This window comes from Streptomyces sp. CB01635 (assembly GCF_002803065.1).
GTDB lineage: Bacteria > Actinomycetota > Actinomycetes > Streptomycetales > Streptomycetaceae > Streptomyces.
Genome location: NZ_NNBL01000044.1, coordinates 22896 through 42274, shown reverse-complemented (window position 1 = coordinate 42274; position 19379 = coordinate 22896). Strand labels below are relative to the sequence as shown.

16 protein-coding genes and 4 pseudogenes are annotated in these 19379 nt (G+C 67.7%); 9 read left to right on the top strand and 11 right to left on the bottom strand.

What is annotated here, in order from left to right:
• Positions 1-443: 443 nt before the first annotated feature.
• Positions 444-704 carry a hypothetical protein gene (locus CG723_RS48445; RefSeq protein WP_234374850.1) on the bottom strand — a complete coding sequence of 87 codons (261 nt, stop codon included), beginning with the start codon at positions 702-704 and terminating at the stop codon, positions 444-446.
• A gap of 235 nt (positions 705-939) precedes the next feature.
• Here CG723_RS48445 and CG723_RS43985 point away from each other — a divergent pair, with 235 nt between their 5' ends.
• Both CG723_RS43985 and CG723_RS43980 read left to right on the top strand, forming a co-directional pair.
• Entirely contained in the window at positions 940-2280 is a 1341-nt protein-coding gene (locus CG723_RS43985) for a serine/threonine-protein kinase (protein WP_100599178.1), read from the top strand.
• Positions 2281-2495: 215 nt separating this feature from the next.
• Positions 2496-2648: pseudogene (locus tag CG723_RS43980) on the top strand (transposase); the annotation flags it as partial.
• 102 nt (positions 2649-2750) lie between these two features.
• On the opposite strand, the gene CG723_RS43975 reads toward CG723_RS43980, so the two are convergent.
• Positions 2751-3644, bottom strand: a complete 894-nt coding sequence (locus CG723_RS43975; protein WP_100599177.1) for a LysR family transcriptional regulator — start codon at positions 3642-3644, stop codon at positions 2751-2753.
• A gap of 388 nt (positions 3645-4032) precedes the next feature.
• Here CG723_RS43975 and CG723_RS43970 point away from each other — a divergent pair, with 388 nt between their 5' ends.
• The gene (locus tag CG723_RS43970; RefSeq protein WP_100599176.1) at positions 4033-4539 is read left to right on the top strand and encodes a hypothetical protein; all 507 of its coding nucleotides are present in this window, start codon (positions 4033-4035) and stop codon (positions 4537-4539) included.
• 706 nt (positions 4540-5245) lie between these two features.
• Positions 5246-6166 carry an NADP-dependent oxidoreductase gene (locus CG723_RS43965; protein ID WP_100599175.1) on the top strand — a complete coding sequence of 307 codons (921 nt, stop codon included), beginning with the start codon at positions 5246-5248 and terminating at the stop codon, positions 6164-6166.
• A 12-nt stretch (positions 6167-6178) separates the two neighbouring features.
• Here CG723_RS43965 and CG723_RS43960 read toward each other — a convergent pair.
• From CG723_RS43960 to CG723_RS43950, 3 genes and pseudogenes are all read right to left on the bottom strand, one after another.
• Positions 6179-6406: pseudogene (locus CG723_RS43960) on the bottom strand (DNA primase); the annotation flags it as partial.
• A gap of 34 nt (positions 6407-6440) precedes the next feature.
• Positions 6441-7427 (bottom strand): NAD-dependent epimerase/dehydratase family protein, encoded by a 987-nt coding sequence (locus tag CG723_RS43955; protein WP_100599192.1) that lies wholly within the window; start codon positions 7425-7427, stop codon positions 6441-6443.
• Between the two features lie 172 nt (positions 7428-7599).
• Positions 7600-7967 (bottom strand): annotated as a pseudogene (locus CG723_RS43950) (ATP-binding protein); the annotation flags it as partial.
• 319 nt (positions 7968-8286) lie between these two features.
• Between CG723_RS43950 and CG723_RS43940 the strand changes: the two are divergent.
• The 3 genes from CG723_RS43940 to CG723_RS43930 all read left to right on the top strand — a co-directional run bounded on the left by CG723_RS43940 (position 8287) and on the right by CG723_RS43930 (position 11270).
• On the top strand, positions 8287-8907 hold the full coding sequence (locus CG723_RS43940; protein ID WP_100599191.1) for a hypothetical protein: 621 nt from the start codon (positions 8287-8289) through the stop codon (positions 8905-8907).
• Between the two features lie 744 nt (positions 8908-9651).
• On the top strand, positions 9652-10464 hold the full coding sequence (locus CG723_RS43935) for a class I SAM-dependent methyltransferase (protein WP_199842122.1): 813 nt from the start codon (positions 9652-9654) through the stop codon (positions 10462-10464).
• Positions 10465-10619: 155 nt separating this feature from the next.
• On the top strand, positions 10620-11270 hold the full coding sequence (locus tag CG723_RS43930; RefSeq protein ID WP_159032694.1) for a transposase family protein: 651 nt from the start codon (positions 10620-10622) through the stop codon (positions 11268-11270).
• Positions 11271-12039: 769 nt separating this feature from the next.
• Here CG723_RS43930 and CG723_RS43925 read toward each other — a convergent pair.
• Together CG723_RS43925 and CG723_RS43920 are read right to left on the bottom strand one after the other, a co-directional pair.
• Complete coding sequence (locus tag CG723_RS43925; RefSeq protein ID WP_234374849.1) at positions 12040-12435, bottom strand: NAD(P)H-dependent oxidoreductase; 396 nt, start codon at positions 12433-12435, stop codon at positions 12040-12042.
• 285 nt (positions 12436-12720) lie between these two features.
• Positions 12721-13620, bottom strand: coding sequence for a LysR family transcriptional regulator (locus tag CG723_RS43920; protein ID WP_100599171.1), 900 nt, complete (start codon positions 13618-13620; stop codon positions 12721-12723).
• Between the two features lie 207 nt (positions 13621-13827).
• On the opposite strand from CG723_RS43920, the gene CG723_RS43915 reads away from it, so the two are divergent.
• Together CG723_RS43915 and CG723_RS43910 are read left to right on the top strand one after the other, a co-directional pair.
• Positions 13828-14562 carry an SDR family NAD(P)-dependent oxidoreductase gene (locus CG723_RS43915; protein WP_100599190.1) on the top strand — a complete coding sequence of 245 codons (735 nt, stop codon included), beginning with the start codon at positions 13828-13830 and terminating at the stop codon, positions 14560-14562.
• Between the two features lie 246 nt (positions 14563-14808).
• A complete protein-coding gene (locus CG723_RS43910) occupies positions 14809-15432 on the top strand; it encodes an NADPH-dependent F420 reductase (protein WP_100599170.1) in 624 nt (207 codons plus the stop codon).
• Positions 15433-16034: 602 nt separating this feature from the next.
• Here the strand turns inward: CG723_RS43910 and CG723_RS49460 are convergent.
• From CG723_RS49460 to CG723_RS43885, 4 genes and pseudogenes are all read right to left on the bottom strand, one after another.
• Positions 16035-16209, bottom strand: a pseudogene (locus CG723_RS49460) (IS3 family transposase); the annotation flags it as partial.
• A 153-nt stretch (positions 16210-16362) separates the two neighbouring features.
• Complete coding sequence (locus tag CG723_RS43900; protein WP_100599168.1) at positions 16363-17595, bottom strand: FAD-dependent oxidoreductase; 1233 nt, start codon at positions 17593-17595, stop codon at positions 16363-16365.
• A 433-nt stretch (positions 17596-18028) separates the two neighbouring features.
• On the bottom strand, positions 18029-18607 hold the full coding sequence (locus tag CG723_RS43890; RefSeq protein WP_100599167.1) for a GNAT family N-acetyltransferase: 579 nt from the start codon (positions 18605-18607) through the stop codon (positions 18029-18031).
• Positions 18608-18936: 329 nt separating this feature from the next.
• Positions 18937-19359, bottom strand: a complete 423-nt coding sequence (locus tag CG723_RS43885) for a (R)-mandelonitrile lyase (protein WP_100599166.1) — start codon at positions 19357-19359, stop codon at positions 18937-18939.
• Between the last annotated feature and the right edge of the window lie 20 nt (positions 19360-19379).

The following is a 19379-nucleotide window of genomic DNA, read 5'->3' as shown; positions in this document are numbered from 1 at the left end:
TACCGCTACGCCAGCACAACCCAGCCCAGCCTGCCTACAGAGGCGGCATCAAAACAACACCGGGAAACGACACCGGACTTCACCACGGAAACGACACCTGATACCACTCCCCCACCCCCAAAACCCCCGCCCACACCCCACAACCCACAACCAGCAGTGAAAACCCATGGCGTCACAACACTGAAAAACCCACGACGCCCATCAGGTCATCGCTCTCGTGCTCACCGGCTCCACTGACTACCTCGCACCCGTGATCGCGATCGGAGGCGCCGCGGCCGCCGGCGGCGGGACCATCCATGTCCCCCCACTTTCGCCGGCGTCGGCTCCAGCCCCAGAACCACCGCGATCTCCTTGGCTCGTGCCGACTCTTGGCCCGACCGGTTCGCCAACATGCCCAGGACCCGCTGGTAGTCCGGCGCGAGAACAGTCGCAGGCAGCCCTTCTTACCAGGACGGCACCGCCGTTCCCGGCAACGGCGCGGGCGCGGGCACGGATTCTGCCTCTGCCTCTGTCACGGCGGTGGCCTCGTCAGAGGACACGGCCAGCGCCTCGACAAGTTCTTCCCGCGCGATCACCCGCCGGTCCAGCTCGATCTCCGCGGCCTCCAGCACGGCAGCCGCCCGAGCTGCCACCTCCCGCAGATCTTCGACCCGTACACGAGCAGCCGCTTCCCGTGCCTCCAACAACCCCAGCACCGACGCCATCGCGCGCCCCTCACCGAACAATCGGAACAGAACGTCGGAACTCTCCCTCACCCCGCCCGAAACCATGCCTGACCAGGGAGAATCAAAAGATCACGTTCGGTTGAGATACATTCTGAGGCCAAGTCAGCCCCAGCCCTGGGTCCGGAGCAACTCTCGTACGAGATAGCGGTGTTCCTGACCTGTCACGCATACTCGGGCGATGCCATTTCAGCGTTGACGCGGGGGTAACAGGGCGATGGAACGCGGCGGGAGGATCGCCGACCGGTACGAGCTGGTCAAGCGGCTCGGCAGCGGTGGCATGGGCGAGGTGTGGGCCGGGCGGGACCACGACCTGCATCGCAACGTCGCGCTCAAACTGCTCATCCTCAACCAGGGAACCCATTCTGACCTGCCCAAGCGGTTCGAACGCGAGGCGGTGGCCGCTGCGCAGATCAACCACCCGAACGTAGCTGCCCTCTACGAACGTGGTGTCCAGGGCAACGTGCACTACATCGTTCTGGAGAAGGTCGAGGGCTCCAGCCTCGGCGACGTCATCCTTCACGACGGCCGCCTGGACCCCGCCCGCGCACTTGCCATCGCCGACGGGATCTGTGCAGCGCTGGTCGCCGCACATCGCGCCGGAGTCGTCCACTACGACATCAAGCCCCACAACGTGATGCTCACCGCTGACGGACAGGTCAAGGTGGTCGACTTCGGGATCGCCGGATTCAATCAGACTCCCTTGCCCCTGGCACGAACCACCGTGTTGGCCCCGGCCGGTACCGCCGAATACGCCGCACCGGAACAGTTCCTGGCCGAGCGCGGCGATGAACGCTCCGACCTGTACGCGCTCGGCGGAGTCCTGTTCGCGATGCTGACCGGCCAACCACCGTTCACCGGGGACGGGTTCATGGAGGTACTCCAGCGCAAGCTGGCCGAGGACGCACCGCGACCCGACACGATCCGCCCCGGTCTTCCGCCCGCTTTGACTGCGCTCGTCACCGAACTCCTGGATCGCGTCCCCGACCGGCGCCCACAGACGGCACAGCAGGTCCAGACGTACCTCAGCCGCCTCCAGAGGGGCCCAGGAGCTCCAGAAACCTCCGACCGTCCGCCCATCCAGGACGCCGGACCCGGCAGCACGGTCGCCATCAGCCCCGGCGGTCTTCAGTCTCCCCTCGTACAAGCCCTGGCGTCGGTCTCAGGGCCGCTGGAATTCGGCGCTCAACTGCGCGTGCTGCGGCAGCGGGCGGACGGCACGTGGACCGAAACGCGGATGGCCCATGCGGTGTTCTCGTCGGAGTGGCCCTTAGACCCCAACGACCAGGCGAGAGCCGACACCATCGTGGAGCGCTGGTTCAACGGCGCCAGCCTCCCCGCGCGCTGGGCCGCCCTTGAGCGGCTCGTGACCGCCCTCGGTGCCCGTGACGACGAAGTGTCGGCCGTCCGTGTCGCATGGATCCGTGTCATCTCGTCCCACCCGGACGTCCCGCTCACGCCCGACGGCTCCCTCGGACCGACGGCACCCCGCGCCACCCAGCCCGCACCCCAGCCGCCCTCCCGACCGCGTGGCCGTGTCTGGCGATGGTTGCGGTGAGAAGCCTTATCTCAACCGATCATGGAACGTGCGGTTCGAACAGGCTTCCCGCCCGGGTGATCTTCCCGTTGTACGCGGATGAAGACAGGGCCTCTCGGTAGCTCGGGGATGCGAATCTGACCGAGCAGTGCCGGGAGGCCCTGGTGTCCTTGTTGTACGTGTCCGAGCCGGTCCAGTTCAACTCGGCTGCTCCATCGTGTGATTGCCTCGCGCATGTGTACGGAAATGCGGCCGACCATCCCGACCGGGAACGCCTGTATCCGTCGGACATGACGGACGCGGAATGGGCGGCCATCCGGCCCTTGCTGCCCACGCCGTCCTGGCTGGAGGGCCGGGGCGGGCAGCCCGAGGGCTACTGTCACCGTCAGTCGGCATACCCCATCTCTACGCGCTCGCAAGACATCCGGATCGTCCACAAGGTCAACCATGCGCGACTACAAAACCCGGTCTGAACCACTCCGAGGCGATGCTCATCCTCGCCAGATGAGGAACTCGTGCGTTATCGCGATCAGGGCACGTGCCGCACGACTGGGCGTGCGCTCGGACGGAACGGCCAGGGAAAACGGCCAGTCCAGGTCGGCGTCGTCGATGGTCAGTGTGGCGACGTCTTCCGCCTTGGCGAGGGCAGGCCGTGGCAACAGCGCCACGCCCAGGCCGTTGCGGACGTAGGCCACGCCGGTGGGGACGTCGGTGATCTCGAGGGCGACGCGACGGGTCACGGAGGCGGCAGCGAAGGCCTGATCGGCAACGGTCCGGATGCCATAGCTCACAGGGAAGTCGACGAAGTCCAGGCCGGCTAGTTCGGTGATCGGCACGGTGCGACGTTTCGCGAGCGGATGGTCGGCCGGCACGACGAGGTCGAGCACCGAAGTGACGAGGTCGGTCAGCGTGATGCCCGTCGGGTGCGGTCCGGGCAGGGAGACGAAGGCGAGGTCGAGCCGCCGTTCGAGGAGGGCGTCGATCAGGCCCCGGGAGCCGGAGGCGGCGGCGCTGGTCTGCAGGAGCACACCGGGATGACGCCGGTGGAATTCACTGAGGAGCGCAGGAAAGTCGATGAGCCCCACCGTGGTCATCGTGCCCAGCCGCAGGGTGCCGCGCAGTCCTCCGCGGACCTCGGCCACCGCGTCTGCGGCCTCCCGGGCCGCATTGAGAGCGGCATGGGCGCGCGGGAGCAGGGCAGCACCTGCATCGGTGAGCAGCACGCGTTTGGTGGTGCGTTCCAGCAGCGGCGTGCCGAGTTCTCGCTCGAGGTTCTTGATCGTGGTGGAGACCGCGGACTGGACGACGTGCAGCCGTGCGGCGGCACGGGTGAAGTTCGCTTCCTCGGCGACGGCGACGAAATGCTCGAGCTGGCGCAGTTCCACCCTCCCAGTATCCCTCAGAGAGCCCCCCCACTTATCTCTCAGTGAGATAAGTGCAGTCTCTGACTTTCGTTGGACAGCGACCGTTACGGTCAACGATTATTTTCATCGGAGGAACTGCTCGAAGCAGGAATACTTGCTGGCGGGCACATCGTAACTGGAGGACAAGCACAAGGTGACCGCCACGATCAACAGGCTGGTCGCCGAGGCGCTCGATATCCCCCCGACGACATCTCCATCTCCCTGATTCGAACGAGAATTTCTTGTTCGGACGAGGGGAGCCGCGTTTGGCCAGCCCGAAGGTGCGCCGCGACAGTGAATTCCAAAACCTCCGGACGTCCCGAGCTCGGAAACACGCCGAATCAAATCTAGGAACGAGGAGACGACTGCCATGACCACACCGAACGAGCCCACCGGCAAGCTGAACAACCAGGCGCCGCACCTGGACTACTACCCGGAGTGGCTCGATAGTCTCGCCGCCGACGTCGTCCTCCAGGGCAATTTCGCCAACGGTGAAGTGATCGGCAAGGAAAAGGTAGGGAAGCTGCTGAGCTTCGCTCGAAGCAACTACGCTTTCCAGGACTTCCGCTTCTTCGGCAAGCGCGGCGAGCTCTTCCTGGAGGACTACCGCTCCACCATCCGTGGCAGCGAGACCTACCGTCCGGGTGGAATCGAGATTTACAACTTCGTCGTCGTGTACTTCAACGAGGCAGGCGAGACCAGTCAGCTGGTCATGAACCACCGGCCACAGTCAGCCGCCCTGCTGTTCTCGTCCTTGCTGGCGGAGCACTTCGGTGACGAGTTCGGCTCGGACCTCTTCTACAAGGGCGATGTCAGCGACCGACTGCTCGACCACGACCTGTCCCGCGGTCAGTGGCCCCCGTCGCAGTCCCACTGACTTGCGACGGCCGGGCTGTCCGGTCAAGGACGGGCTGTAACACCCGGGGTGTTACAGCCCGTCGGCGAGGCTTGAGGGCGCCAGCCTACGGCTGTTGTCACCGCGAGGCGGTAGGCCTGGCGGCGCTCGCCGCCATGGCCGCCGAGCGGATTCTCAACCCGCGATGGCCGGCGGGCGCAGTGCGACCAGCTTGTCCGACGCCACCATAAAGACGGTGTCAGCGTGCAGTCCGAGGCCGGGCCGTGCCGGCATGCCTTTGCTCCCGAAGCGCTCGTCCGGGCGGGGCGCACTCTGCCAGACAGCTCGGCGATCTGCTTGGCGTTGCAGCCTGGATCTGGCAGCAGGTCGCCCAGGGCGACGGCGTCCTCTTTGGTGGGCGCGACTGATAGCGCCGTGATCCACAGAGGCGCCCTGGTGTGTGTGGCGAGAGCGTGCGTGGCTGTGGGTAACCGGAGTCAGCAAATGGCCCGCTGAAAGGGGGTATAAGTGGCCCAGATGTTTGGGCTGCTTTCCTCCTAGGGTTGGAGCGTGACTACAACGGCGCCTGTCAGCTGTCCTTCGTCCGCCGCTGTGTGCGGTGGCGGACAGGGGCAGACGGCGCTGGGATTGGTCATGGTGGGCGGGCGGCCTCCTGCAGGGCCGATGCCTGCACCCACCAGGCGCGATGTCTGCTCCCTGAACGTCCCCCTATTCAGAGGAACCCCTCATGCAAGCCATCACCGTCCAGGACCGCGACGCCGGTGTCAGCGGCCTGAGCCTCTCCGAGCTGCCCTACCCGCACGCCGCCGAGAACGACGTGATCGTGGAGGTCCACGCCGCCGGGTTCACCCCGGGCGAGCTGGACTGGCCGGGCACCTGGAGCGACCGGGCCGGTCGTGACCGGACCCCGAGCGTGCCCGGCCACGAGCTGTCCGGTGTGGTCACCGAACTCGGCTACGGCACCACCGGCCTGACGGTCGGGCAGCGTGTGTTCGGTCTGACCGACTGGGCCCGCAACGGCTCGCTGGCCCAGTACACGGCGGTCGAGGCCCGCAACCTCGCCCCGCTTCCGGCCGATGTCGACCACGTCACGGCCGCCGCGCTGCCGATCTCCGGGCTCACCGCCTGGCAGGCCCTGTTCGACCACGCACACCTGGTCACCGGCCAGAGCGTACTCATCCACGGCGCCGCGGGCGGCGTCGGCTCCATCGCCGTGCAGCTGGCCCGCGAGGTCGGCGCCCGGGTGATCGGCACCGGCCGGGCCGGCGACCGCGACACCGCCCTCGGCCTGGGCGCGGAGGCCTTCGTCGACCTCCAGGCCGAGAAGCTGGAGGACATCGGCGAGGTCGACGTGGTGTTCGACGTGATCGGCGGCGAGATCCTCGAACGCTCCACCGCACTGGTCCGCCCCGGCGGCACCCTGGTCACCATCGCCGAACCGGTCACCGTCCACCCCCGCGACGGGCGAGCCGTCTTCTTCGTCGTCGAACCCGACCGGGCCCGCCTGGCCGGCCTCGCCCAGCGGCTGCGGGACGGCCGCCTCAAGCCGATCGTCGGCGCCGTCCGGCCGCTCGCCGAGGCAGCCTCCGCGTTCACGCCGGACAAGCGCACCCCCGGCAAGACGATCATCCGCGTCACTGAAGACTGAGCGAGAAAGCCCCTGCATCGTCACTTCGAGCAGGACGGACTTGCCGTAGGCACCGGAGCCGTAGAGGAACGGCAGGATCTGTGCGCCGACGTCGCCGGTAATGGAATAGCCCGATTAGCCGAGCAGCAGGTGTAGGAAGCGGGTGGCCTCGCGTCCCTTGTCGTCGCTGCCGAAAGCGTCGCGCAGGAAGCTGTCCCAGCGCGGGACCGGCATCTTCTGTGGTGCGACGGTGGTGGCACGATGGCCGCATGGGACACGGTCTAAGGACGGGTTCTTATCCGAAGGACGCCAAGAGTTCACGCTCTCTGTCCCGGGCGAGTCCCGCGCGGCGTGGCCGATGCAGTCCCTGCTCGCGTTCCCATCGCAGTGTGTCGGCAAGGAGGTCGATGCGGGAGCGGTGGCGCAGGCCCGCGGTAGTGGCGGCAGATCCGTCGCGCGCCGCCCAGCCCTCCCATCCTGGTTCGACCACCCACATGGGCAGTGAGTCGGGGCCCATGTACTGGCCCACTCCGTGTGCGAGGAGCTGCTGGGACGCCACCGTGATGACCGGTCCGGTGTGTCCGCCGACGCTGCGGGACAGCTCGATCCACTCGGCGAAGGGCATAGCCGGGCCGACCGCGTTGTACGTGCCTGTGACTCGGTGTTCTGCAGCGCCGAGGAGCCAGGCCGCCAGGTCGCGCACGTCGATGGTCTGCGTCGGGGCTTTCGGGGTGTCGGGGACAAGTAGCGGCGCCTGGGGGGCACGGGCTGCCCGGGCGACCCAGTAGCCGGAGCGGTCGCTGTGGTCTCCGGGCCCGCCGATGAGTCCGGCGCGTGCGATCAGGAGGCGGTCGGCCAGGGCCGTCTGGGTGAGCGTTTCGCAGGCGGACTTGGCCTCGCCGTACCTGTCACGGTCGACCTCTTCGTGGTTTGTGGCGGGCAGCAGGGCGGCGGACTCGCCCGCGCCGGGCTCGCCGTGGGAGGCGTATGCGCTGACCGAGGAGACGTAGATCCAGTGACGTGCCCGCGCGCCCAGGGCCGCAACTGCGTTCCGTACGAAGCCGGGCTGCCAGGACACCTCAAGCACAGCGTCCCATTTCCGGCTGGGCAGGGACGCGTACGCGGCGGGGTTGCGCCGATCTGCGGCTACCAGGCGCGCGCCTTCCGCCACGGGCCCGCTGTCGCCACGAGCCAGGCACGTCACGTGGTGGCCGCGGTCGAGGGCCTGCCGGGACACTTCACGCCCCAGCCAAGCCGTGCCGCCGAGAACCAGGATCTCCATGCGCTCCATGGCGGAACTCAATCAGCGTGGCCCGATCACGCCAAGAGGCTTCTGCTGTGGGCAGAGCCCGCATCTGCCCGCATCGTTTTCCTTACGTCAACCGCTCCACTGACACCACGAGAGGGGGTTCACGGACGGGCTTTCAGCGCTACCGAACACGTAGCGGCCGATGGGCGATGGTCTTGCCAAGCCCCTTGTCTTCGGCGGCTTCGACGAGCTCATTCACCCGGCCCGGCGGTGGTGGTGGTGGTGGTGGTGCAGCGGACGGTAGCCAGCCATGGCGGCCGCAGTTCCCACGCCGATGAGCAGGTGCGACTTTCCGGTGCCTGAGTCCCCGATCAGACACAGCGGGTAGCCCTTGGCAATCCAGTCGCAGGTAGCGAGGTTGTGGATGACGGCCAGATCGACGTTGGGGTTCGCACGGTAGTCAAAGTCGCGCAGGGACTTCTCACGGGGAAGATGCGCGGCACGGATACGGCGTTCGGCCCGGCGGCGGTCGCGGTCCTCGCACTCGGCCATCAGCAGCTCAGCGAGGAAACCCGCATCGCCACGCAGGGCCAAGCACCCCTGCCACAGAGTCTGTTGTGCCGGTACGCGCGCACGGTGATGACGGCAGTCTCCTTCCTGACGGCCACCGGCGCAGTCCTCTCCGTCGCGCGACAGACCTCGCGGCGCACCACCTTCGTCGGGGTCCTCAACCGCGCCCGCCTTCGAAAAGCAGCCGGGTGACCCATGCCCGGCCGCCGGTGACAAAGCTGTGACACGGGCGCGGACAACGGGTGGGCAGCGCCGCGGGTCGTATGCGGTGAGGGCGATCGCCCCGCAGACCAGCGAAGACGACGACACGGGGGAACTGACCATGCTGATCCGTACACGCACCCGGATGCGCCGGGTACTGCCGGCCCTGGCCGCCCTGGTGGCTGCCGCGTCGGGCGCCGCCGCGCTGACGACACCGGCCGCCGCGGCCGGTACCCCGCGCTTTTTGGCACCGTCCGAGTTGCCGCCGCACCCGGCGTCCGCCTGGTTCGCCGGCCCGGTCACGGCCGGGCAGCCGGACCCGCTGCCCATGTGTGTGGGCGAGGCACTGCCGTCGACCTCGGTGCACCGCACGTACCGCACCGACTACGACACCGGCGCGCTGCAGGTGACGGTCGTCGAGCGCAGTGTCGTGCGCGCCAAGGCATTCGCAGCGCTGCTGCGCAAGGACCTCGCCGGGTGCGCGAAGAAGGTGATGGAGCAGGATCCCGAGACCAGCGCGAAGCAGAAGTACTACGGGCGCCTCGCCGTGGAGGAAGGCGCGTATGTGTACGGGGTGCACACGACGACGACGTGGGGCGCGTCCGACATCAGTCTGTTCTCGGTCGGCCGTGACGGGAACGTCGTCACCGTCGTCCAGTGGGGGCAGATGGGCTCCTTCGCCGACGCCCGGGTGGCCGCCTTCAAGAAGACGACGGTCACCGCGGTGAACAAACTGCGCTGACGCAAGAACAGCCGTCCCCGCACCGCTTGTTCGCGCTGCGGGGACGGCTGTTGTGCGTTGAGATGCTGCGTCCGGAGGAACGTCCGCAGCTGTGTACCTGCTTCTGATCCTGGTGCGCCATGCTGACTCCACGACGCGCAAGGGGTGGGGGGCACCTGCCGCCTGGAGCGTGATCGCCTTGCTGTGTATGGGGGCGACCGCCTGGTCCGGGGCTCTGGGTCTCGTGCGGCTTTGACTGGCCGGAGACGAAGTCCGGGTCCGTCTTTCTCAGTGCCGGTCCGAAGGCGGGGGCCGAGGGAGAAGCTACGTCGAGTGCTCCGGCCGACCTGCGGGTGACGAGAGCACGGACACCGTGAAGGTGCACTACGACGGCAGGTCGGAAGAGGCGGTGTCCGCCGGCAGGACACCGTGCGGAAATCTTGAGGTGATCGACACGAGTTTCACGTCGCGGGGCGCGGCAGTTCTCTCTCCGCTGCTGCCCCTCGAAGTTGCGGTGCTAACTGCCCACCTCGCCTTGGGGGACACTCGCCGTACACCGAGACGGCTCTGGCCCACTTCGTGTGGTCGCGTGCACAGGGTGACTGCTGTTCTTCGCCTAATGGTGGATCTAGTGGTCATAGGCGGTCAGTGCGCACATGACTGGCTGGCCACGCATGAACCTGGCTCCCCTCATCAGGCCCCTTGGAATCGATCATCTAGGCTGGCGCGGTGACTGATGAGCAGGAGTGGGTGCAGCCGTCAGGAGTGTGGGCCACGGCGGTAGGGGTGGCCAGGGTGCGGGCGCTGGAGACCGAGCGGGAGAACGCGTTGTTCCGCGACCCACTGGCACAGGCCTTCGCCACCGCCGGCGGCCTGTGGCCCTCCTCGCCGCCGCCCGATGACGAGGCCGCGCGACGCCGTCGGCTGGCCGTGTCGTTCTCCATCGTCATCAGGACGAAGTTCCTCGACGACCTGTTGCAGCAGGCCTCCGCGTCCGGGGTCCGGCAGGTCGTGCTGCTCGGCGCCGGCATGGACAGCCGGGCCTTCCGGATGGACTGGCCCGAGGGCACCCGGCTGTTCGAGGTCGACACCGCCGCGCCACTGGACTTCAAGGCTTCGGTGCTGCGCCAGGAGCGGGCCGTCGCACGCTGCGAGCGGATCACCGTCGCGGTGGATCTGCGTGAGGACTGGCCGGGCGCGCTGGCCGCCGCAGGGCACGACCCGGCGGTGCCGACCGCGTGGATCGCCGAAGGACTGCTGATCTATCTGCCCGAGGACGCGGTGGAGCTACTGTTGGCCCGGATCAGCACGCAGTCGGCGGCAGGCAGTCGGATGGGGCTGACATTGGGCTCGCGCGGCGTCATCGAGCGCTTCGGCGCGGACGCCACGCCGGGATCGGCGGCGTCCATGTGGATCTCGGAGATGCCCGACGACCCGGTGGGCTGGCTGGTCGGGCACGGCTGGGAGGCAGACAGCCACACCCTGCGCGAGCGCGCTGCCGCCTACGGCCGCCCGATCAGCACCCCGCCGCAGCGCGAGGAGCGGCCCGGCGGACTGATCTCGGCGGTCCGCCGGTAGAGCGCCTCCCGGTTCCCTAGGTGATCGATTCCAAGGGGAGTGGAGCCAGGTTCATGCGCGGCCAGCCAGTCATGCGCGCGCTGACCGCCTACGACCACTAGAGGTCGCCCGAAAATCGCCTGGCTGGATGGTGGTGTGGTCGACTGTCCTTCGCCGTGAACGAAGTGCTGCCGCAGTTGAACGAGCTGCTGTTTTCCTCGGTCGAGGGCGTGTTGGTGGAATCGGTCGAGGTGATCGGCGCGGTCGTGCGGGTCGAGACCCGTACGACCGCAGGGCGGGCGGCCTGTCCGGGGTGCGGGTGCTGGTCGGGGCGAATACACGGCTCGTACCTGCGTTTTCCTCGTGATCTGCCGACGGCGGGCAAGTTCGTCGTGGTGTCGTTGCGGGTGCGGAGGTTCGTCTGCGGGGAGGTCTGCGGGGAGGAATCCTGCGAGCCCATGACCTTCGCCGAGCAACTACCCGGTCTCACCCACAGGTTCGGGCGACGGACCGAGCGGCTGCGGTCGACGCTGGTGTGGGTCGGTCTTGCGCTCGCGGGCCGGGCCGGCGCCCGGATGACGGACGCCTTCAAGATTCCGGTCAGCCGGAACACCCTGTTGAGGCTGATCGCCTCGCTTCCGGGCCCCGCCACCGCAGTACCCCGGGTGGTCGGCGTGGACGAGTACGCCCAGCGCAAGGGCCGTGTCTACGGAGCCGTGCTCGTCGACGTCGAGACACGTCACCCGGTCGACCTCCTTCCCGATCGGGAGGCGAACCCTCGCGGTCTGACTCGCCGAGCGACCCGGCATCGAGATCGTCTGCCGTGACCGGGCGCCCTTCTTCGCCGAAGGTTCCACCCGCGGCGCCCCGCAGCCTCTCCAGGTCGCCGACCGATGGAATCTCTGGCACAACCTGGGCGAAGCCGCCGAGAAGTGCGTCTACCGGCACCGTGGCTGCTTGCGCCCTACGCCGGCCCAACCTGAGGAGCTACAGGAAGAGGCGGAGCCATGTGCGTCGCCCTGGCCGACAGGGCACCGGTTCGCCGAACGCACCCGCGCCAAGCACGCCACCATCCACGCTCTCCTCACCGCCGGGCACAGCAAGCGGTCCGTCGCCCGGCAGCACGGGATGACCCTCAACACGATCTTGCATTTCTCCCGTGCTGCCACTGCGGAGGAGATGTTCACCGGGCAGCGGCAAAGCCGTGCGACCAGGCTCGATGACTACAAGCCCTACCTCGATCAGCGTTGGCAGGAAGGCTGCACCAACGCCTGGAAACCGTGGGAGGAGATCAGGGAACAGGGCTATCCCCGCGGCTACGGCGGCGTCCGTGACTACGTCAGCAGGACCCTTCGCGGCAAACCACAACCGGTCGGCCCCCGGCCGCCATCGGCCCGCGCCGTCACTCGCTGGATCCTCACACACCCCGACGCCCTACCTGAAAACGACCGGCTCCAGCTCAAAGCCGTCCTGGCCAACTGCCCCGATACGAAGACCGAACCCCGGTGGGGATCAGGAGCCGGGTCCGGCGGACGGGCTCACACTGCAACCCAGATCCACCGAGCCGACGGCGCGTGGCGACGAGCGGTCGCTGTTTCACGACACGGCCGCCGCCAATACAGATCTCCGGTCGCTTGGCGCCGATCCGGCGAAGCGACCGGAGACTTGCAGACCCATCACCGCGGCGTCGCGATCGGCGAGGGCGGCTGTCGTCGTGAGAGTGCGGTCAGGCTGCGAAGGAGGCAAGCAGCTCGTTGTACTGCTTGGCGGCGGTGGCCAGGTCGTTTTCGGAGAGGCCACAGGGGTGCCGTACAGCTTGACCATCGGCTGGATGTCGAACTGGCACAGCCGCACGGTGGCGTGCCAGTTGCTGAGAAGCGTCTCGATGGTGGCCTGGTTCGAGCTTTTGGGGGTGTAGTGGTCGGCGGGGACACCGGCGGTGACGGCGACGACGGCCTTCTTGCCGGCCAGCTGCGAGGCAGAGCCGTCCATGGTGAAGGCCCAGCCAAAGGTGACGATCTTGTCCTGCCACTGCTTGAATTCGCATGCTCGGTGAGATTGAGAATTGAGATCGAAGAGTGGAAGTGTCTCGCGGAATTGATCGAGAATACCTTTGACGACTTCAACCAGATCATGATTTTCGTCATCCTGGATGCGGCCGCACGGCGATGTCGATTCTCACTGTGCGTCAACATCGCCTCCGCCCCCGAGCTCAATGCCGTCGCCATTGCTGTGGCCGCGTACCCCCTTTGGCCTTGCTGTTGTCAGTCGGACTACTCAACCGCGCTTGCTTCCAAGCTGCCACATTTCATAGTTCCCACATTCTGCCGTGATCTCGGCCGTCGCCTGAGCCGCGGTGAAGAAGTCATCGACCACTGGCGAGGTGCGCGATGCCGCCGTCGCGAGGCACACCTGGTCGGGCGCCAGATCCGGGATGGGCACATAGATGACTTCCGGATGTGAGTAGAACACGGACGCCGAACGGGCCAGGAACGAGATGCCCCGGCCGGCCGCGACATGCTCGAGGGTCTCGTCCACCCCGCGCACCAGGTACCCGGCGTTAGGGTGCCGGCGCCTGGTGGGCTGCGTGCTCGGGTCGGCATGCCAGACCAGCGGTTCGCCGGCCAGGTCGGCCTCGGTGACCTCCTCCTTGCCGGCCAACCGGTGGCCGGCGGGCAGCACCGCCACCCGCGGCTCGGTGTACAGCGGGGTGACGCGCAGGCCGGCCTCATCGATGGGCAGCCGCACATAGCCGACGTCGATGCGGCCGTCGAGCAGCATCGCAGCCTGGTCGTCCCCTTCGATCCGCTGCACGTCCACGACCACGTCCGGGTGCCGGGCCTCGAACGCCCGCGCCGCCGGGATGACCGGGATGCCGGCCCGGAAACCGACCATCAGCCGCCGGCTGCCACGGGCTGCCACGGACACCCGGCGGCGGACCGCGTGCGCGGAAGCGAGCAGCGGACCGGCGTCGGCCAGCAGCTGTCGGCCCGCGTCGGTCAGCGCTACGCCGTGGCGATCCCTGGTGAACAGCGAGGCGCCGAGATCCTGCTCGAGCGCGCGGATCTGCCGACTGAGCACCGGCTGCGCGATATGTAGCTCATCGGCGGCGCGGCCGAAGTGCAACTGGTCGGCCACGGCGGCGAAGTAACGCAATTTGCGCAGGTCCAGATCCATGGCGTCTCCCAGTCCGGTGATGCCTTCAGGGTATCACCACGCCTAAAAGAAGTCTTGGACACCCACTCAGGCCAATGGCAACCTGAATAGGTACCTATCTGGGCCGAAGCGAATTCGGCACGAGAATTCGCTTCGGAACTTGATAACAGGGCCCAGGCCCAGAATGAGCACACTGTTTCGGATACCCATCAATTCAATGGAGTGATCGTGGGAAAGCTCGATGGCAAGGTAGCGGTGATCACCGGCGGATCCACCGGCATGGCACTGGCCGGCGCCAAACTGTTCGTCGAGGAAGGAGCGCACGTCTTCATCCAGGCCCGGCGGCAGGAAGCACTTGACGACGCCGTCAAGCTGATCGGCCGCAACGTCACCGCCGTCCAGGGTGACGCAGCCGAACTGGACGACCTGGACCGCTTGTACGACACCGTCAAGCGGGAAAAGGGCTCGATCGACGTGCTGTGGGCCAGCGCCGGGATGGGCGAACCCGCCGTCCTCGGCGAGATCACCGAGGAACAGTTCCACCGCGCCTTCTGGCTCAACGCGCGCGGCACCCTGTTCACCGTGCAGAAGGCACTGCCGCTGATCAACGACAACGGCTCGATCTTCATGACCGGGTCCAACGCCTCCCTCGGCGCCTTCCCCGGCTGGAGCCTCTACGCGGGAAGCAAAGCCGTCCAGCAGGCCTGGGCCCGCACCTGGCTCAACGAACTGCGCGACCGCAAGATCCGGGTCAACGTCCTGACCCCCGGCCAGGTCGCCACCGCCAAACAGGAAGAACTGTTCGACGAGGCAACCAAGGCCGCATTCGAGTCCCTCATCCCCCGCGGAAAGATGGGCCGCCCCGAAGAAATCGCCACCGTCGCCCTGTTCCTCGCCTCCGACGACTCCAGCTACGTCAACGGCCTGGAACTGGTCACCGACGGCGGCACCACCGCCATCTGAACCACACACCAGGAATGCCGCGGGCACACCCCACAACAACCCAGTCGCCACAACGAACTGATCTCGAACGCGGACATCCTCAACACGCCGAAGTGTTGCGCGGGCGCCGAATTCGCGTGCTGACGAGCCGGAGGTGCCGGGAAAGGCGCGGCAGTTGACCCAGAAACGTCGCGGCCGACGCCCTGCGCCTGACCCGGCACGAACGAGACAGAGCAACACCTCGAGAACAGGAAGAGAGCACACCTCATGAGCAGCATTACCCTCATCGGTACGGGGAACATGGCCCGTACCATCGGCACGCTCGCGGTGGCGGGCGGCAACACCGTCGAGGTCATGGGACGCGATCAGTCCAAGGCCGATGACCTGGCCAAGGCTCTGGGCGGCGGCGCGACAACGGGCAAGTGGGGCGCCGTCCCGGCCGGGGACATCGTCATCACGGCCTTGTTGTACGACGGTGTCGTTCCGGTCGTCGCCGAGTACGGAGACGCCCTCGCGGGCAAGGTCATCGTCGACATCAGCAACCCCTTCAACGCCACGTTCGACGGACTGGCCCACAGCGAGGAGACCTCGATCGCGCAGGAAGTCGCCAAGGTGGCCCCGGCCAGCACCAGCGTGGTGAAGGCATTCAACACCATTTTCCGTAATGTCCTGGAGAAGGGCCGGCCCAACGTCTTCATCGCTGGCGACAATGCGCAGGCCAAGGCGGGCGTGGCGGCATTCATCGAGAGCCTCGGGCTGTGCCCGCTGGACGTCGGCGGCCTGAAAATGGCGCACTGGCTGGAAGGAGTGGGCCTGGTCACGGTGGGCCTCGCCGGCAACGGGGTTGGCCACTGGGACTTCGCCCTCGGCGTCAACGAATTTACCGGCTGAGCCCCCGGTGTCGAGCAGTCGGCGAACAGGGCGCCGTGCGCCCTGACGACGGTTGATGGATCACCGACTCGCTGATGTCGGATATCAATGTTGGCGAACGATCCTGCCCGAGGAGACTCTCGCGATGAAGCTCGGTTTCGTGATTCTCATTGTCGGGCCCGCCGTCAGCGGCGCCCCCTGAACCGCTCCGGGATCGGTCGAGGCTCTACGCGTTGACCCCAGCCGCCGGTTGGGGCTGGAGTTGAGCGTAGTGGTTGGTCTCGTATTCGTGGGGCGGCGCGTCACCGATCGCGCTGTGGAGCCGGTGGTTGTTGAACCAGTCGACCTATTCCGCGGTGCCGCGTTCGACGGCGGCGAGGCCGTGCCAGGGCCGGCGGGGCTTGATCAGCTCCGTTTTGTGGAGGCCGATCTGGGACTCCATGAGCGCATTGTCCAGGGCATCACCGACGGTGCCGACCGAGGCGTCGATACGGCCTCGAGGAGGTGCGCCGTGAACGCGAAAGACGTGTACTGGGCGAGTTCAACCAGTCGTTGCAACACCGGGCTGTTGCAGCGAGCGGTGAAGTCGCGCCTGAGCAGCTCAGTCGCCCGCTCATGCCCGTCGTCGCGCACGGTGGTGCGGATCCTTTTGCCGCGTCGGGCGCCTTCCAGACCGAGCTCGCGCATCAGCCGGGCGACCGTGCAGCGGGCCACCGCTATGCGCTCGCGATGCAGCCGCCGCCAGACCTTCCGCACTCCGTAGACGCCGTAGTTCTCGGCGTGGACCCGGCTGATGTACGTTCTCACCGGTCTGCGCCGACCTGGTACGGCCGCCGATACTCGGCGCCACGTCACGACGTCGGACGCGTCCTCGCTACCGGCCAGACACACGCCCCCGCCACCCACCACAAGACGGAAACGAAACTGCGCCGAGCTACATAGCTGACAAGCTCACCGCATCGACGCGGTCGGCGGACGCTCGCGTAGGGCTCCGTAGGCGAGAAAGTACGCCGGCACCCGGTTCAGCCACCGCGATGTGGTGAGTAGCTCGGTCACCCGCTGCGCCCGCCTGGGGTCGCCGAAGGGCGGACGTCCCGCCAGCAGCGGTTCGATGACCCGCGTATGGGCGACCCGTTGCAGCGCCTGCATCCCGGCCGCGGTCGGCCAACGGCGGCGCTGGACGCTGCGTACGTCCCGCAGGCCGACCACACCCCTGCTCAGCGGTTCGACGAGATACCGCGCGGCGGCCACGGCGTCCTCGACGGCGAGGTTGATGCCAATGCCGAAGACCGGCGACATCGCGTGCGCCGCGTCGCCGATGCACAGCAGCCCCGGGCGGTGCCAGCGCCTGAGGCGGTCCAGCCGTACGTCGAGCAGCTTCACCTCATCCCACGACCGCAGTGTGTCCACCCGGTCGGCGAGCCACGGGACGGCTGCCGCGAAATCGGCCATGAACCTCTCGAGACCGGCGGCGCGGCGCTGGGCGTCGGCTCCCTTGGGGATCAGCGCGCCGCACTGCCAGTAGTCTCCACGGTCGATCATGGGGGCGAGGAACCCGTCGCCGACGCCTCCCACGAGCCCGTGCGGGTCGCCCTCCCGCCGCGGCAGCCGGAACCACCAGGCGTCCATCGGGCAGGTGAAGCTCCGCAGTCCCAGTTCGGGCAGCGACCGAGCCAGCGAGCTCCGGCCGTCGCAGGCCACCGTCAGAGTGGCCCGCAGCTCACCGGTACGGCCGTCGGACGTGCGGTACCGCACCCCTGCGACCCTCCCGCGCTCCACCAGGAAGGACGTCACCTCGGTACTCATCCGCAAGGAGAAGGACGGCTCCCGCCGGGCCTCGTCCGCCAGGAGGTTGAGAAAGTCCCACTGCGGCACCATCGCAATGTAGTTGTACGTGCCCCGAAGCGCGCCGATGTCTCCGACGGTAACCAGCGAACGGCCGGGGCCGAACGGCAACTGGACCGTCGTCACCCGTCGCTGCGGCAGCCGGGCGAACCGCTCGGCCAGGCCCAAGTCGTCCAGCAGCGCCAGGGTGGACGGATGCACGGTGTCGCCGCGGAAGTCGCGCAGGAAGTCGCCGTGCTTCTCCAGGACCGTGACCTCGACGCCGGCCCGGGCCAGCAGCAGGCCGAGGACCATTCCGGCGGGGCCGCCGCCCACCACACAGCACGTGGCACGCTCCATCGCATCCGCTCCCTTCGGTGAAGGCCCAGGATCGACCACACTGGGACATATAACTGCATGAGACGCACTTCGGGAGCATGATGAGCCGGCAGCCGGTCCTTTTGCCGTACGCTGACCCGGCGTTCGTGGCGGACCCCTGCCCGTTGTACCGGCAGCTGCGGGAGGAAGGACCGGTGCGGCGCACCGTCGTCGCCGGCGGCCTGGAAGCCTGGCTGGTCACGCGGTACGAGGACGGCCTCTCGGCGAAGAAGGACGGAGAGAACGTCACGACGATCGCCCACTCGCCGTCGGTCTGGATGTCGTGCAGTACCTCGGGCAGGCCGGTGATCCCTGGGTGTTCGGGGGGCCAGCTCTCAGGAGTGGACCGCCAGGCGCCGTCTGGCCAACTACGTGACATCCACCGGCACTTGGGCCAAGGACCTCAACCACTCACTCAGAAGCCGTCGGAAGCATCCTCATACCGAGGGTGTGGTGCCAGAGGCATCATGTCGCCGGCTATCGCCCATCGCTCGTGGTCCTGCCAGACCCCATCGATGAGCTGGAAGCCGGGAGAGTAGCCCTCGCGGCGGAACCCCAGGCGCTCAACCAGCTTCAATGAGGCTGTGTTCGCAGGCTGGATGTTGGCTTCCAGCCGGTGCAACCCCAGTTCGGAGAAGGCAAACCGTACAACGAGATCCAGTCCCTCAGTCATGTAGCCGCGGCCCGTGGTGGAGGCGTAGGCGACGTAGCCCAAAGCCCCGCTCTGCAGCGGCCCCTTGACGATGTGGTTGATGTTGACTCCGCCGACGATCTCCCCTGTCTGCCGCAGGCAGACGACGAACCCATCGTGGGTGGGTTGGTCGAATCGAGCCATGTATGAGGCGAACTCTTGGCGGGTGCTCCCGCGGCTGGGCACCCAGGGATGGTGCAACTTGGTGCTGGCCCGGGCCAGAGCGGTGGTCTCCTCGTAGTCCTGGTCGCAGACGCGCCGAATCGCCACTCGTGGTCCGTGGGAAAGGAAGGACGTAGGCATCCGGCGATCATAGAGAGCAACCTCCGCAGACGCCCCACGACTAGTACGACAGGCCGGCGTCGACGCGGCACTCCTCACCGCCCCTCCCAGCGAAGCGGAGTGCGCCCGTGGGTGACCGCAGCTACCGCCTCACTGTGACGACGACCGCGGACGGCACCGACATGGACGGCCGGTGGGCCGTCTCCGCGACCGGCGCGACCACGTGCGCGCACCACGGGCCCGGGTCGGGGACGGGTACCTGGCGGTCCCGTGTGGGCCGGTGCCGCCGAAGAGGGCGGTCATCGTCGCTGTCACGACCGGGTGCTCCTTCGCGTACGGGCAGGTGCAGGTCAGTGGCTGCTGCGGGTGCGGGTGGCGTGGTACTGGGTGTCGGTGACGTGCTCCAGCCACGTGGTCTCCGGGCGGTCGTCGGCCGGTGCGGTGCCGTCCCACAGTGCGAGGTGCTGCATGAAGTTCTCCTCGGTGGCGCCGTGCCAGTGGTCTTCGCCGGGCGGGCAGGTGACGGTCTCGCCGGGGTGGGCGGCGTACACGGTGCCGTCGCGGGTGCCGATGAGGGCGATGCCGGCGACGACGTGCAGGGTCTGGCCGACGGCGTGGTGGTGCCAGGCGGTACGGGCACCGGGGGCGAAGCGCACCATGTTGGCGCGGATGCGGGAGGGCTCGGTGCCGGCGTGGATGACGTCGAACCAGACGTCGCCGTTGAACCAGTCTGCAGGGCCCTTGCCGGTGGGCTGCGGCTTCACGAATTCCATGACGTGCTCCTTGGTGCGTA

Coding starts and splice junctions, on each gene's coding strand:
- CG723_RS43970 (WP_100599176.1), top strand. CDS start 4,033: ATGACCACACCGAACGAGCCCACCGGCAAGCTGAACAACCAGGCGCCG.
- CG723_RS43900 (WP_100599168.1), bottom strand. CDS start 17,595: ATGGAGCGTGCCACGTGCTGTGTGGTGGGCGGCGGCCCCGCCGGAATG.
- CG723_RS43985 (WP_100599178.1), top strand. CDS start 940: ATGGAACGCGGCGGGAGGATCGCCGACCGGTACGAGCTGGTCAAGCGG.
- CG723_RS43890 (WP_100599167.1), bottom strand. CDS start 18,607: ATGCCTACGTCCTTCCTTTCCCACGGACCACGAGTGGCGATTCGGCGC.
- CG723_RS43885 (WP_100599166.1), bottom strand. CDS start 19,359: ATGGAATTCGTGAAGCCGCAGCCCACCGGCAAGGGCCCTGCAGACTGG.
- CG723_RS43920 (WP_100599171.1), bottom strand. CDS start 13,620: ATGGATCTGGACCTGCGCAAATTGCGTTACTTCGCCGCCGTGGCCGAC.
- CG723_RS43955 (WP_100599192.1), bottom strand. CDS start 7,427: ATGGAGATCCTGGTTCTCGGCGGCACGGCTTGGCTGGGGCGTGAAGTG.
- CG723_RS43940 (WP_100599191.1), top strand. CDS start 8,287: ATGCTGATCCGTACACGCACCCGGATGCGCCGGGTACTGCCGGCCCTG.
- CG723_RS43965 (WP_100599175.1), top strand. CDS start 5,246: ATGCAAGCCATCACCGTCCAGGACCGCGACGCCGGTGTCAGCGGCCTG.
- CG723_RS48445 (WP_234374850.1), bottom strand. CDS start 704: ATGGCGTCGGTGCTGGGGTTGTTGGAGGCACGGGAAGCGGCTGCTCGT.
- CG723_RS43910 (WP_100599170.1), top strand. CDS start 14,809: ATGAGCAGCATTACCCTCATCGGTACGGGGAACATGGCCCGTACCATC.
- CG723_RS43925 (WP_234374849.1), bottom strand. CDS start 12,435: ATGGACGGCTCTGCCTCGCAGCTGGCCGGCAAGAAGGCCGTCGTCGCC.